The organism is Nocardia bovistercoris, assembly GCF_015674855.1.
In the GTDB taxonomy this organism is placed as follows: domain Bacteria; phylum Actinomycetota; class Actinomycetes; order Mycobacteriales; family Mycobacteriaceae; genus Nocardia; species Nocardia bovistercoris.
Genome location: NZ_JADMLG010000003.1, coordinates 96661 through 110115, shown reverse-complemented (window position 1 = coordinate 110115; position 13455 = coordinate 96661). Strand labels below are relative to the sequence as shown.

The 13455-nt window shown below is 65.4% G+C and carries 12 protein-coding genes; 8 read left to right on the top strand and 4 right to left on the bottom strand.

Annotated elements, in window-relative coordinates:
* Positions 1-260 precede the first annotated feature (260 nt).
* Together IT779_RS38725 and IT779_RS08515 are read left to right on the top strand one after the other, a co-directional pair.
* Entirely contained in the window at positions 261-923 is a 663-nt protein-coding gene (locus IT779_RS38725; RefSeq protein WP_332838721.1) for a hypothetical protein, read from the top strand.
* A gap of 12 nt (positions 924-935) precedes the next feature.
* Positions 936-1292 (top strand): acyl-CoA dehydrogenase family protein, encoded by a 357-nt coding sequence (locus IT779_RS08515; RefSeq protein WP_196149145.1) that lies wholly within the window; start codon positions 936-938, stop codon positions 1290-1292.
* A 64-nt stretch (positions 1293-1356) separates the two neighbouring features.
* Here IT779_RS08515 and IT779_RS08510 read toward each other — a convergent pair whose 3' ends face one another.
* Positions 1357-2643 carry a TetR/AcrR family transcriptional regulator gene (locus IT779_RS08510; protein ID WP_332838720.1) on the bottom strand — a complete coding sequence of 429 codons (1287 nt, stop codon included), beginning with the start codon at positions 2641-2643 and terminating at the stop codon, positions 1357-1359.
* 526 nt (positions 2644-3169) lie between these two features.
* Between IT779_RS08510 and IT779_RS08505 the strand changes: the two genes are divergently transcribed.
* The 6 genes from IT779_RS08505 (at position 3170) to IT779_RS08480 (ending at position 10506) form a co-directional block, all read left to right on the top strand.
* Positions 3170-3997, top strand: a complete 828-nt coding sequence (locus tag IT779_RS08505) for a CbbQ/NirQ/NorQ/GpvN family protein (RefSeq protein ID WP_196149144.1) — start codon at positions 3170-3172, stop codon at positions 3995-3997.
* Positions 3998-4224: 227 nt separating this feature from the next.
* Positions 4225-5343, top strand: coding sequence for a spirocyclase AveC family protein (locus tag IT779_RS08500; RefSeq protein WP_196148671.1), 1119 nt, complete (start codon positions 4225-4227; stop codon positions 5341-5343).
* Between the two features lie 73 nt (positions 5344-5416).
* The gene (locus tag IT779_RS08495) at positions 5417-6643 is read left to right on the top strand and encodes a cytochrome P450 (RefSeq protein ID WP_196148670.1); all 1227 of its coding nucleotides are present in this window, start codon (positions 5417-5419) and stop codon (positions 6641-6643) included.
* Positions 6640-7542: an SDR family NAD(P)-dependent oxidoreductase gene (locus tag IT779_RS08490; protein ID WP_196148669.1), complete on the top strand. Its 903-nt coding sequence runs from the start codon at positions 6640-6642 to the stop codon at positions 7540-7542. Before IT779_RS08495 ends, IT779_RS08490 begins: the two co-directional genes overlap by 4 nt.
* Before the next feature lie 29 nt (positions 7543-7571).
* Positions 7572-8831, top strand: a complete 1260-nt coding sequence (locus IT779_RS08485) for a cytochrome P450 (protein WP_196148668.1) — start codon at positions 7572-7574, stop codon at positions 8829-8831.
* A 67-nt stretch (positions 8832-8898) separates the two neighbouring features.
* A complete protein-coding gene (locus IT779_RS08480; protein WP_196148667.1) occupies positions 8899-10506 on the top strand; it encodes a nitric oxide reductase activation protein NorD in 1608 nt (535 codons plus the stop codon).
* Position 10507: 1 nt separating this feature from the next.
* On the opposite strand, the gene IT779_RS08475 is transcribed toward IT779_RS08480, so the two are convergent.
* From IT779_RS08475 to IT779_RS08465, 3 genes are all read right to left on the bottom strand, one after another.
* Positions 10508-11887, bottom strand: a complete 1380-nt coding sequence (locus IT779_RS08475; RefSeq protein WP_196148666.1) for an ABC transporter substrate-binding protein — start codon at positions 11885-11887, stop codon at positions 10508-10510.
* A gap of 175 nt (positions 11888-12062) precedes the next feature.
* The gene (locus IT779_RS08470) at positions 12063-12881 is read right to left on the bottom strand and encodes a mycofactocin-coupled SDR family oxidoreductase (RefSeq protein ID WP_196148665.1); all 819 of its coding nucleotides are present in this window, start codon (positions 12879-12881) and stop codon (positions 12063-12065) included.
* Between the two features lie 76 nt (positions 12882-12957).
* Complete coding sequence (locus IT779_RS08465) at positions 12958-13413, bottom strand: hypothetical protein (protein WP_196148664.1); 456 nt, start codon at positions 13411-13413, stop codon at positions 12958-12960.
* Positions 13414-13455 lie beyond the last annotated feature (42 nt).

Genomic DNA, 13455 nt, shown 5'->3' with positions numbered 1-13455 from the left:
GTTGACGCTCGCGGTGTCGATCACTAGCGTGCTCTACGGAACGAATATTAGGTATGGCCGTGTGTCGTTCGGCGAATGGTGACGACCGCAGGCTCGGCCCCGATATCGAGGGTGGTTCCCATGGATTTTTCACTGCCCCCACAGGTGCGGGAGTTCCGCGACGAGCTGCGAACATGGCTGGCCCGGAATCTGACCGAGGACATCGTCTCGGCGGGACGGCGCGCTTCCAGTGATCCCACCGCGTTCGAGATCGTGCGGACATGGAGCCGAACCATGGCCGCGGACGCATGGGCGGCTGTGTCGTGGCCGGTCGAGTACGGCGGTCGCGACGCGACGCTGCTGATGAATTCGGTGGCGTCGCCGGAACCATGGTCGACGCGGGCGTTGTTCTCACCGAATTGGGGCGGGCGTTGGATTGCGGGCCGTGGATGTCGTCGGCCGTCGCGGCGCCGCGCGTCCTCATGCGACTCGGGCGCACCGAGGAAGCGTCGGAAATCCTTTCGGGAATTGCCGACAGCTCCATCGTGGCCACCATCAGCTTGTGCCGAGCTCACGATCCCGATGTCGTCGCCACCCGGCACGGCGCGGCGTTCACGCTGAGCGGGTGCACCGCCGAGGTGCCCGACGCTTCGGTCGCGAACGTTCTGCTGGTGCCCGCCCGAAATGGCGGTCACGTCGGGCTGTTCGCCGTCGATATCGCCGCACCGGGTGTCTCGGTCCGCCCTACGCCGTCCGCCGACCGGGCGCGCTGCCGATCCAGCGTCACCTACGTCGATGCGCGGGCGCGCTTACTCGGCGAGTTGCCGAGTCGGTTGCTGGACGCGGCGATCGATGATGTGCAGATTGCCTGCGCGGCGGAAGCGGTGGGCGCTGCCGACCGACTGCTCGAGCTCACTGTCGCCCACGCCAAGGTACGCAGGTAATTCGGCAAACCGATCGGCGCCTTCCAAGCGGTCCAACATCTGTGCGTCGACATGTTGGAGACCGTGGAACTGGCACGCGGCGGCGCCATGTACGGATTATGGGCCGCCGACGCCGGGTCCGACGAGCAACGCCATCTGGCGGCCACGCGGGTCAAGGCGTTTTCCGGCAGACTGGCGACCGTGGGTGATACCGCCATCCAGATTTTCGGTGGGATCGGTTACACCTGGGAGCATCCTGCTCATCTCTATCTCGGGCGGCTCCTCCAGTGGAGTACTTTCCTCGGCGGACCCGATCGTTACCTACGCGAATTCGGATCCCATGTGGTCCGTTCCGCGCGCGCACGCCGCGCAATGGATTTCGATGGCTGAGCGCGGCATACGACGGCGTCGAGGACCGTGAACGCGAAAGTCCGACGTCCCGTACTCGGGCAGTTCAGCGAGCCACTACCCCGCGCAGAGAGGTATCGCGTGCCAATTGCAGAGCGCGACGGGTCCCCACCTGTCGCAGAATGTTTTCCGGGATCCACTGCACGCCGATGAAGCATCGCGCGAGCATCTCGGTGGAGCGGCTGTCGACCGTGATGTCTCCGGACCGGATGCCCGCGGTGAGCATCGACTTCATCTGCCGTACTCGCGCGGTGAACGACCAGCCCGGATTGGGTGTGTCGGGCGGGGATTGGCGCATCCACGCGAGTTGGATCCGGAACTCGTCCGGGAACCTCTCCAGTGCCATGACGTTGATCCAGCTCAGCGCATCCAGCTTCTCGATCACTGTGGAATCCGAGCGCAGCGCGACTTCCCAGCCCGCGCCGACCTTCTCGCCGAACTCCCGCATGATCGACACGAGCAGTTCGTCTTTCGACCCGATCAGCCGGTAGACGGTACCGGTCGCCATGCCCGCCGCCGCGGCGATGTCACGAGCCGTCGTGGCCTCGTAGCCGCGGCGCCCGAAGACGGTTCGCGCCGCCGCTCGGACATGGCGCGCCTTGTCGCTGGCGTCCACGTCGACTTCGGGCCATGAGTCGATGACCCCCGACACCGCGGCGAAGGCCGCGGATCCATCGAGGTCGGCATCGGAAGCGGGGACGGATGCTATGCCCTCCAACAGGATCCGGCACAACAGCGACGCGACGCGACCCGATGTCGCGTTGTGCCTGATGACATCGAGGCCGACATGCAGCATCGATTGGCAGATGCGGTCCGCCAGTACGGGGAGGTCGACGTCGGATCGGATGTAGCCGCTCCACTTGCCCGCACGCAGGGTCTGGAGCATCGCGTCGTTGAGCTTGTCGGGACGCCGTTGGGTGAGCGCGGTGAGTTCCGGGTTGGCGCTCGGGCCTTCGAAGAACGACATCTGCAGAGCGGCTCGATTTCGTACCGCGCACTCGGCGATGGCCGAACCGAATTCGACGATCTTGTCCGAGGCCGAGCGTGCATCCGGCCGATCGAGTCCTTCGACGGCGGCGTCGGCCACTCGGTCGAGGTCGGCGTGATAGCGCCGCATCAACTCGACGAGGATGGCCTCCTTGGATTCGAAGTGATGGTAGAGACTACCGGGCAGGATGCCGCAGGCATCGGCTATCTCCTGCAGCGAGGTGCGCAGGCCCGATGTGGCGAGCACCGACTCCGCGGCGATGAGGATCTCGGTTCGTCGTGTTCCGTCTTCGTGTGGTTCGGCGTCGCGGGCCCTCGCCGTGGCGCCGGTGCGCTTGGCGGTCACCGCCGTTCTCCATGGGTGGTCGATCGGGTTCGGTACCGACCATTCGCTGTTTTCGACAGGGCACGACGGGAGAGAGCCGTCGGACGTGACGTCGTCATGGCCGACTCGATACGGAATGTCCCTGTTCACCGCTGCGCATCGTGCTCCCATCGTCTCTCATCGATTTTCACGATACCTCGCTGGGACAGATATCTGTGCACGGCGCCCGAGGCGGGAGCGGGAGCGTTGTGGTGTGGAACAAGGCCGATCGGCGATCGGCGTCCACGGTGGGAGTGGGAGCGGTCTCGCGACGCGATCGGAGGCATCGATGCAGGTCCATGGTGTGCATGACAGATGGATACGTCCTCGAAGCGGTGGGATGTGGTCGGCGACCACGTCCGAGAAGTCGAATCCGGCGCCCGAAAGGAGTTGTCGCGACCCGCTCCGGGTGATTGACGGGAAGTCGCGGCGAACCTACTTTTGGAGCAGAAATTTGGTCTATCGCTAGGCGGTCGATGTGTCGGACGACAACACGGTGGGGGCGAGGATGAACGTGGTGATCGAGCGTGGACGGCGAGGTCGCCCGTTCTACGCGTCCGTCTCGACGGAGGAAGCGGTTTTCAAGGCCGCGTACCGGCAGGGATTGTCGATCGCGCTCAAGGGGCCGACGGGATGCGGCAAGACTCGTTTCGTCGAGGCGATGGCGCATGACCTCGACCGCCCGTTGATCACCGTGGCCTGCCATGACGACCTGACCGCGGCCGACCTGGTCGGCAGGTACCTGCTGCGTGGCGGTGCGACCGAATGGGTCGACGGACCGCTGACCCGGGCGGTGCGCGAGGGTGCGATCTGCTACCTGGACGAAGTGGTCGAGGCGCGCCAGGACACGACGGTCGTGCTCCATCCGCTCGCCGATCACAGGCGTTCGCTGCCGATCGAACGCCTCGGCATCACGGTCGACGCGGCGCCGGGGTTCGGCCTCGTCGTCTCCTACAACCCCGGTTACCAGAGCGTATTGAAGGATCTGAAGGACTCGACGCGCCAGCGCATGGTCGCGATCGAGTTCGAATACCCCGCGCCGGACGTCGAGGGGGCCATCATCGTGGCGGAAGCGGGGGTACCGGAGTCGTGCGCGGCCGAACTCGTGCGGCTCGGGCAGGCGATTCGAAGACTGGAGACGGGCGGCTTGCGCGAGGTCGCCTCGACGAGGGTGCTGATCGCGGCGGCGCGATTGATGGTCGATGGCGTGGCTCCGCGGATCGCCGCCCGCGCCGCCATCGTGGGGCCGCTGACCGACGATCCGGCGGTTTCGCGCGGCCTGGTCGGGATGATCGAGGTCTACCTCTCCGAAACGACTCCGCCTGAGAACGATTGACGCCGACGGCAGCCCCGACTAGAGTCTGAACAAATCTTAGGTCTGCTCGGCGAGTGCGAGATGCGGGCAGGAATCATCGGAGTTCTCATGCCTCATGGAAGAGCGGCGGTACCGGCCGAGCCCGGTCGCCGAATGAATCTCTGTTGCGCCGATGTGCGGCCGCCGAAACGTCTCGGGGATGTCCCCGGGGATATCGCTGCCTCCGATCGCTTCGGACCGGAGCGATGATGTCCACGAAAGATGCGGCAGCGATGGATGATTCGGTCGCGTCGACGCGGCTCGGGTACTCGAGGTGGGGTGTGGTCGCCCTCGCTGTGCTCCTCGTGGGTGTGGTCGCCGTGAACGCTCGGCGCGGGGCGGTCTCGGACCGGATCCGCGATCCGGAGGTCACCGGCGCTCCTCGCCCCGTCGAACCATTGTTCGGATTCGATCACTGGATCGATGTCATCCACATCGGGACGCTGATCGCGGTCTTGGTCGTGATCGCGATTTGGGTGCGCATGTTCCGCCGCAATCCCCGTGATCCGGTACTGATCATGGGCTTCATGACGACGATGATCGTCTGGCAGGACCCCATCATGAACTGGGCGCCCTTCGCCGTGTACAACCCGCAACTATGGCACTGGCCGGAGGACTGGCCGCTGGTCTCGCTCTCACCCACGGTCGAACCGTTCGTCGTCATCGGCTACGTGATGTTCTACCTCGGCCCGTATTTTCCCGCGATCGCCATTCTTCGCAGACTTCAAGCCCGCCGCGGACCCGACGCGTTCGTCTGGCGGCATCCGCTGATCAGCCTCGCGTTGTTGATCCTTCCCATCGGATTCGTCTTCGACATGATCCTGGAAGTGTCGCTCGTGCGTACCGGCATGTACATCTATTCGCAGGTGATTCCGTTCGGATCGCTGTTCGCGGGCGAAACATATCAATTTCCTTTGTTGTGGGAATCGCTGTCGGTGACGTTCGTCATGATTCCGGCCGGTGTGTTGATATTCCGTGACGACACCGGACGGACCGTAGCGGAGAAACTCGCTCAGCGTGCCCGGATATTCGTCGGCCGTCCGTTCCTCGGCATGGTGGTCGTGATGGTCGTGATCATGAATGTCTCCTACTTCGCCTACGGCGGTTGGTTCGCGGTCATCAAGTGGACCCGCGCGGCCACCTCGGTGGCTTGCCCATGGCCGTATCCGGAGGCCAAGGTGTACGACCCGCAGGGCTTCTACGAGCAGAACGGTGTCGATGGCCCGTATTCGGTCGGTATCTGGTCGGAATGGATGAGTGCACAGCCGGACGGCAGACCGGATGTCGAGCCGCCCCTGGACGGCGGACGGTGTGGGGCAGCCGAATAGGCGAGTCCGGTACCGCCGCGATACCAGTAGCCGAGGTCGAACCTTCGCCACTCGGCCATGTGAAGGAGTACCCATGCAGTTGTTCGACGATCTCGAGGACTTCGGGTCCTTCGATGACGTGGTGTCGGGGAATGTGCGCGATCCTTACACCGAACTCGCGCGTCTGCGCCGCGAAGAGCCGGTGCAGCGCATCGAGATGTCCGCGATGCCGGGAGACGAGACCAAACCGCTGTTCATCGCCTACCGCTTCGAGGATGTCCAGCAGATGCTGCGGGACAACCGGACCTTCTCGTCGGCGATCATCATCCAGGCATTCGGTGACGTGCTCGGCCGCCATGTGATGCTCGGCATGGACGAACCCGAGCACGGACGGCACCGTGCGCTGGTGTCGAAAGCGTTCGCGCAGAAGGCGCTCGCCAAATGGGAGGACACACTCGTCGGCGCTGTCGGCGACGAACTCGTCGACCGGTTCGCGGCCCGAGGCAGCGCCGATCTCGTCAAGGAATTCACCTTTCCGTTCCCGACGCAGATCATCGCGGGTCTTCTCGGGCTGCCGCGCGAGGACTACCCGCGATTCCAGCGCTGGTCGATCTCGCTGCTGAGTTTCACGATCAACCCGGAGCGAGGCAAAGCCGCTTCTGTGGCCCTCGAGCAGTACTTCACCCCGATTCTGGCGGCCCGACGCGCCGAACCGCGCGACGATCTGATCAGCGGACTCGCCGTGGCCGAGATCGACGGGGAACGGCTCACCGACGAGGAGATCTTCTCCTTCCTGCGCTTGTTGCTGCCCGCGGGAGTGGAGACCACCTATCGTGCCCTGGGCAATCTGTTGTTCGGACTGTTCAGCCACCCCGATCAGCTCGAAGCGATCCGGGCCGATCGGTCGCTGATCCCGCAGGCCATCGAAGAGGCCGTACGTTGGGAGCCGCCGCTGCTCACGATCACCCGCATCGCCACCGAGGACACCGAGTTGGGCGGTGTGGCCATTCCGGCGGGGGCGTCGGTGATGCCGATGCTCGGCGCGGCCAACCGCCAGGAGGACCGTTTCGAGGACCCCGACGACTTCGACATCTTCCGCCCGTCACGTTCCAGCGTCGCGTGGGGGTACGGAACCCACGTCTGTCTCGGCATGCACCTGGCGCGGCTGGAAATGCGGGTCGCGATCGAGCTGCTGCTGGACAGGCTGCCGAATCTGCGGCTCGATCCCGATGCCGATGATCCGCACATTCGCGGCCAGGTGTTCCGTTCTCCGACATCGCTTCCGGTGCTGTTCGATGTGGCGGAGGAGGCGGACGAATGACCGCGGAACTTCGCTTCGACGAGCGCGTCGCGATCGTCACGGGCGCCGGACGCGGGGTCGGCGCCAGTCACGCGCGATTGCTGGCCGCCCGCGGCGCCAAGGTCGTCGTCGCCGACTACGGCGTCGATCTGGATGGCAGTGGCAGCTCCGGCGAGCCGGCCGAGACCATAGCCGCGGAAATCCGCGAGTCGGGTGGTCGGGCGGTCGCGGTGTGCGCGTCGGTCGCGCAGGAAGACGAGGCGGGCTCGGTCATCGATGCCGCACTCGACACCTTCGGCCGGGTCGACATCGTGGTCAACAACGCGGGTATCTCCGATCCCGGCGGCTTCGACCAGTTGACCGTCCCGCAGTTCCGGGCAATGCTCGAAGTGCATTACCTCGGAACGCTATTCATCACCAGGGCGGCGTGGCCGCACTTGCGTGCCGCAGGCTACGGGCGGGTGGTGAACACCGTCTCGGAGGCGATGCTCGGGAATATTCACGAGATGACCAGCTACGCCGCGGCCAAGGGCGCGGTCTGGGGACTCACCCGCAGCTTGGCTACCGAAGCCGCGGGCACCGGCATTCGCGTGAACGCCGTCGCGCCGCGGGCATTCACTCGGATGTCGGAAGCACAGTCGTCCAAGGTGGCCGCCGATCACGGTTTCACCCCGGAAGTCATGGCGCAGATCAACGCGGCCATGCCTCCCGACATGGTCGCACCGGCGGCCGCCTATCTCGCCCACGAGACCTGCGCGCTCAACGGCGAAGTACTGCGCGCCGGACTGGGAGGCGTCGCCAGGATCGCGATCGTGGCGTCACAAGGCATCCATAAATCGCCCCTGACGGCCGAAGACATCGCCGACCACCTCGGCGAGATCCTGGACATCCGCGAGAGCCCCGCCGTCGAAATCCCCTGATTCGTTCGTTTCATCTGCAAGGAGCCTCCGTGTCCGACTTCGATTCCGTCGACTACTTCACCGACCAGAGTCTGATACCCGACCCCTACCCCTACTTCGACTACCTGCGCGATCAGTGCCCGGTTCTCCCCGGCGGCCCGGCGGGGGTAATCGCGATCACCGGCCATCAGGAGGCACTCACGGTCTACCGCGATGCGGCCATGTCCTCGGCCAACGCTGTCGTCGGTCCGTTCGCGCCGCTGCCCTTCACACCGGAGGGCGACGACATCACCGAACTCCTCGATGAGCACCGTGGCGCCATCCCGATGGCCGAACACGTGGTCACGATGGATGCCGAACAGCATTGGCGAACTCGCGGACTGCTCGGCACCCTGTTGACCCCGAAGCGGCTGAGCGAGAACGAAGAGTTCATGTGGAAGCTCGCCGACCAGCAACTCGACACGTTCCTCGCGGACGGTCGGGTGGAATTCATGTCCGGCTACGCGAAACCGTTCTCGACCCTGGTGATCGCGGACCTGCTCGGCGTCCCCGTCGACGATCACGAGGACTTCCGCCGCGCACTCGGCGGACAGATCGTGGGCGAACTCGACGGCACACTGGCCCACAACCCCCTGGAATGGCTCGAGCAGCGATTCACCGACTATGTCGCCGAACGCCGTGCGAGCCCGGGCTCCGATGTGCTCACCCAGCTGGCGCTGGCACGCTATCCCGACGGGTCGACGCCGAAGGTCGAGGAAGTGGTCAAACTCGCGACCTTCTTGTTCGCCGCCGGACAGGACACCACAACCAAACTTCTCAGCGCGGGCGTCCGCAACCTGGCGGAACGCCCCGAACTCCAGGCCGAGCTGCGCGGCGATCGGAAACTGATCCCGCTGTTCCTCGAGGAGACCTTGAGATTGGAAAGCCCGGTCAAGAGCCACTTCCGACTGGCGAGGACGACAACGACTATCGGGGAATGCCCCGTGGCCGCGGGCGCGACCGTCATGCTGCTACCGGGCGCGAGCAACCGTGATCCGCGAAAGTTCGATAATCCGAACGAATTCCAGCTCGACCGGCGCAACTCCCGAGAACACGTGGCGTTCGGCCGAGGCGCACATTCCTGCCCTGGCGCACCGCTCGCACGCACCGAGGGGCGCATCTCGATGAATCGCATACTCGACCGCATGGCGGATATCAGAATCGACGAATCAGTGCACGGGACGACCGGGAAGCGCAGCTACCGGTACGAGCCCACCTTCATCATGCGCGGTTTGTCCGAACTGCATATCGAATTCGGTTCCGCTACATAGCCGACGTCCATTGCACGCGACGACGGGATCCGACAGCGAGTCCTGCGGGGACACGACCGGACTGGCGATGCTCGCGTCGGCCATCGCGGGTCGCCCGCTGAAGGTGGCGAGACTGGAACCGGGGGAACCGGCCTGGACGGACGGAGCCACCATCCATCTCGACATCGATTCCGGCCACGCCCTCGTCTCGCTCTCGGTGCAGGCGTCGTTGCTCGCAGGCGGTGGTCTCGATCCCGGGATCGTAGGTGGGCTCGGCAGGCATCCGCGGGTGGCGGCCAGGTATCTCGCCATCGAAGGCCGTCGCTCGTTGCTGGCCAACGCGGTGGTGCCGACCTCTGTCGCCGCAACGGTGGGTCGCGCTGAGCTATCGGTCGACTCACCGCGCGAGGCGCTGGCGTTGGCGCGCGGACGCGAGCCGGTGGCCCTCGCTCCGGAAAGTTTCGGTGTCATCCGGCCACGGGCACTACTCGAAGCCGCCGACCGTGCGCGGGCCGCCGCCGCGTCGGGCGCCCATTCACCGCGCCGAATATCCGACCGCGAAAGTGTCGATCCGCTCGACGAATCCGTCGGCGACGAGCAGCCGGACATCTTCTCCAGCCCTGTCGGAGGCGGAGGTGCGTTGGGAAAACTGTTGCGGCGCATGCTGAGTGCCGCACGAGGCGCAGGCGGCAACGGTCCACCGGGAGCGGACTCGGTCACCCACCGGATGCGCGGCGGTGTCGTGGGCGCGGGCACGGTCGTCTCGTCGGCGAGTGACGAAGACAGTGATCAGCGCCGCGACGCGCAGACCACGGGAACGACGTACCCGGAGTGGGATACGCATCGACAGCGCTACCGTCCGGCTTGGTGCACCGTGCAGGAGGTCGAGCCGCCCACCGGAGCAGCAGGCGCGATGGCCGCTTCGTCGGGTAGACAGCTGCGAGACGTGCTGTCCCGGCTGGCGCTCGGCCTCGGCCGCTACCACCGTCAGGCCAACGGCGATGACCTGGATCTGGACGCTGTCGTGGCGGCGCGCGTCGACGCGGCCGCCGGGGCGACCGCGGACGATCGCCTCTACCTCGACAGTCTGAGACGCCGCCGCGACCTCTGTGTCCTCGTGTTACTCGATATCTCCGGCTCCGTCGCGCAGCCGGCGTCGAACGGGCACACGATTCACGAGCAACAGCGGACAGCGGCTATCGCATTGGTGACCGCGCTATACCAGCTCGGTGATCGAGTGGCGCTGTACGCGTTTCGCTCCCAGGGCCGATCGATGGTACAAGTCCTGCCGGTCAAACGCTTCGATGAGCCATTCGACACTACGACGATGCACCGAGCGAGCGGCCTGGTCCCCGGCGCCTATTCGAGGCTCGGCGCAGCGATCCGGCACGCGGGCTCGGTGCTGCGGGCCAAGGGCGGCACCCCCAGGAAGCTACTGGTCGTCGTATCCGATGGATTGGCCTACGACCACGGCTACGAACGCGCCTACGGCAGCGCGGACGCGCGCCGAGCGCTCGCCGAAGCACGGCGAGCGGGTATCGGCGCGGTGTGCGTCACCGTGGGGGCGCCGACAGCCGACGACGAACTGCGACGGGTCTTCGGTAGCGCGGCACACGCGCGAATCCAGACGCCCGATCACCTGGGCCGGATCATCGGGTCGTTGTTCCGTGCCGCGCTCCATCATACGAACAGGTGATTCAGTTGAGATCCGCCATGGACTTGCCGACGTCGGCGAGTGTCATCGGCCCACCGTAATTCCCTGTGAAACGGTAACGTTCGACGTCGCAGCGATAAAGTCCGGCATCGGGGCGAAAGTCGGCGGGCACCCATCCCGCAGGTGTCGCTCGTTCGACGTTGAAGCATCGAATGGGTACCTCGCGGTCGGTCAAGTTCACGGGTGCGTGCAGACCGCCGCCGGTCCACGACTTCATCGAACTCGCGGCATCGTAGACGCAGCGGCGGGTCAGATCGTCGCCGCATCGCGTCGCCGCCTCCACGAACAGTAGCCAGGACGAGATCGCGCGCAGTTGCGGAAACGTCGCCTTCGCGTCCGGCGCGTACCGGGCGAACATGGCCTCGACCTGACGCAACGCGGGGACCGTGCTCGTCTTCTCGAAGGGGGCCACACCGCTGAGATCGACGACGTTGTTCTGAAACTCGAGAGATCGCCCCAGAGCCTTCAGGAATGCGGGGGTGTAGTTGTTGTTGGTGGCGTCGATCCAGTCCGGGCTGTAGCCGATCTCGGTCAGGGCTTCCTCGAGTTTGGGCAGCTGCGCGGGTTCTCCGTTGAAGACCAACCCGCGCACCTGCTTCTCTTTGATGGTCTGGGCGTAGGGGGCCCAGCTCGCGACACCCGCGATCGGATACAGATCGTGGTAGACGACCGTCGCCCCCTGTGCGCGCAGGCTCTCCTCGGTCTTGTCGCCGAGGGTCTTGGTGATCGGCGAGTCCGCGTCGATGATCCCGACCTTGTCGATCGACTGCGGATAGCCTTCTTTGACCAGCCACTGCCGGAAGCCGGTGTACACATCGTGGCGCGGCAGCGACGACGGCGACGCGCTGATCTCGAGATCGGCCGCCACGCTCCCGGGTTGGGAAACCTGGGCGGGAAAGCTCGGCAGCAGGCAACTCAACCGGTCCTTGACACCCAGTGCATCCAATCCGGTGCCACCGCCGACCAGGACGAAGTCGTCACGGCACGCCTCGCGCATACGCTGGCGCACCTCGGTCAGTTTGGTGTCGAGGATACTGATCTCGATACGGCGCCCGGCGATGCCGCCGTGATCGTTGCACCACGAAGTGAAAACCTGTGCCGCGTCGATGAACTCGGAATTCTTGGAGAAGCCGAAGTCGGTGAACACACCGACGGTGACCGTTTCCGCGGTGACGCCCTGGGCTGCGGCTTTGGTCGGTGAGCCGTCACCACAGACAGCTCCGAGATCACCGAACTCCTTCGATACCGAAGTGGCAGGGTCACTTCCCGCTTCGTCCTCTCGCTGACCGGTGCCGTCACGTCCGCAGCCCGAGACCAGCGAAGCGACCGCCAGAACGGCGATCAAAGGCCGGATGATTTTCATGGTGTTTCCTTCACACGTGGTACGCGTTGTTGTTTCAGCGGCCGTGCCATACCGGCGCGCGTTTCTCGATGAATGCGTGGGCGCTTCCTTCGCGTCCTCGCAGGCGAAAACGGCGCTTCGATGAAGGTCGACCGTGGGAAGGGTGCGGGTGTTGGAGGACGAAGGGGGTGAACGCCTATCGTTTGTTGAGCTGGCCCGCGTCGACGGGGATCACGGTGCCGGTGACGTAGCGGGCGGCATCGGAGACCAGCCAGAGCACGGCCTCGGAGACATCCTCGGGTTCCACCAGGTCGACCGGCATCGCATTGGACAGTGCCCGTCCGAGGTCGGGGTTGCGTGCCATGATGGCGCCGAGGTTCCCGTCGGCGGCCATCGGTGTGCGTACTGCGGTGGGGGCGACACTGTTGACTCGGATACTGTGCGGGGCAAGGAAGTTGGCCCACGAGCGCATCAGTCCGATGACCCCGTGTTTGGCCGCGGTGTAGCCGAGGAAACCCGCGGTCGGGATCCCGACGCCGATGAGGCCTCCGGTCGAGCTGGTCAGCACGATCGCTCCACCCTTGCCACGCTGGATCATCGACGGGATCGCCACCCGGCCGGTGTTCCACACGCCCTTCAGATTGACGGCGAGAACCTCATCCCACTCCTGGTCCTCGCCGACTGTCGCACCTCCCGCGCCGATTCCGGCGTTGGCGAGCACGATATCGACCGCGCCCAATTCCGCGGCGCCGGTCTCGAACGCCTGGCGTAGTGCCGAGATGTCGCGGACGTCGGCTCGGGTGGCGACGATACGACGGCCGAGACTCTCGACCTCCTTGACAGTTTGTGCCAGTTCCGCAGCGGTCCCCATGGGGTATCGGACAGACTCCAGTTGGTCACAGATGTCCACGGCGATGATGTCGGCGCCTTCTCGCGCCAGTCGGATCGCGTGACTTCGTCCCTGCCCACGTGCGGCTCCGGTGATGAAGGCGACTTTGCCGTCGAGCTGTCCCATGTGTTCTCCTTGTTGTCGTCTATTTCCTCGGGGGTGAATTGGCGTACGGTCGCACGGCGGGCCGGGATGAAGTGGCTCACAGTATTTCGACGGCGGAGGCAAGCCACCGACCGTCGACGTTTTCCATGGTCATGAGAACGCGGCTGCGATCCATTCGCGGTTGCGGGGTTGTGGCATTGGTGATTTCGGCGTCGACGAACATCATCAGCACGACTCGTCGCCGTGCGGCCGATTGCACGCTCGCGCTGAGTACGCGTCCCTTGCTCACCGACTGTGCCTGCACCAGTAGCGGCCGTATCCGGGGGGCGGACGCCGCGTAGGTCTGCTTGAACGAGCCGGTGGCCCCGTCATCGATGGCGGCGAAGTCTCGGTCGATATGGCCGAAGTCGATACTGGTCAAAATGACTGCGTACTGTTGGCCGGTAGCGAGCGCTTCGCGCGCGGCGCCGTCGACCCGACTGTCGTCGTATTGTTTCCAGCCGGTCCACCCGATCGTCGTCACCGCGATCAGGAGAAGCGTCGCCGGCACCACGATCGAGACGCTGGTGGTCGGTCGGAATCGCCGTGGGGTGCC

What these genes read in the sequence shown, in the direction of transcription:
- IT779_RS08495 (WP_196148670.1), top strand. Translation starts at nt 5,417, where the DNA reads ATGCAGTTGTTCGACGATCTCGAGGACTTCGGGTCCTTCGATGACGTG.
- IT779_RS38725 (WP_332838721.1), top strand. Translation starts at nt 261, where the DNA reads ATGGAGCCGAACCATGGCCGCGGACGCATGGGCGGCTGTGTCGTGGCC.
- IT779_RS08490 (WP_196148669.1), top strand. Translation starts at nt 6,640, where the DNA reads ATGACCGCGGAACTTCGCTTCGACGAGCGCGTCGCGATCGTCACGGGC.
- IT779_RS08505 (WP_196149144.1), top strand. Translation starts at nt 3,170, where the DNA reads ATGAACGTGGTGATCGAGCGTGGACGGCGAGGTCGCCCGTTCTACGCG.
- IT779_RS08480 (WP_196148667.1), top strand. Translation starts at nt 8,899, where the DNA reads ATGCTCGCGTCGGCCATCGCGGGTCGCCCGCTGAAGGTGGCGAGACTG.
- IT779_RS08470 (WP_196148665.1), bottom strand. Translation starts at nt 12,881, where the DNA reads ATGGGACAGCTCGACGGCAAAGTCGCCTTCATCACCGGAGCCGCACGT.
- IT779_RS08475 (WP_196148666.1), bottom strand. Translation starts at nt 11,887, where the DNA reads ATGAAAATCATCCGGCCTTTGATCGCCGTTCTGGCGGTCGCTTCGCTG.
- IT779_RS08500 (WP_196148671.1), top strand. Translation starts at nt 4,225, where the DNA reads ATGTCCACGAAAGATGCGGCAGCGATGGATGATTCGGTCGCGTCGACG.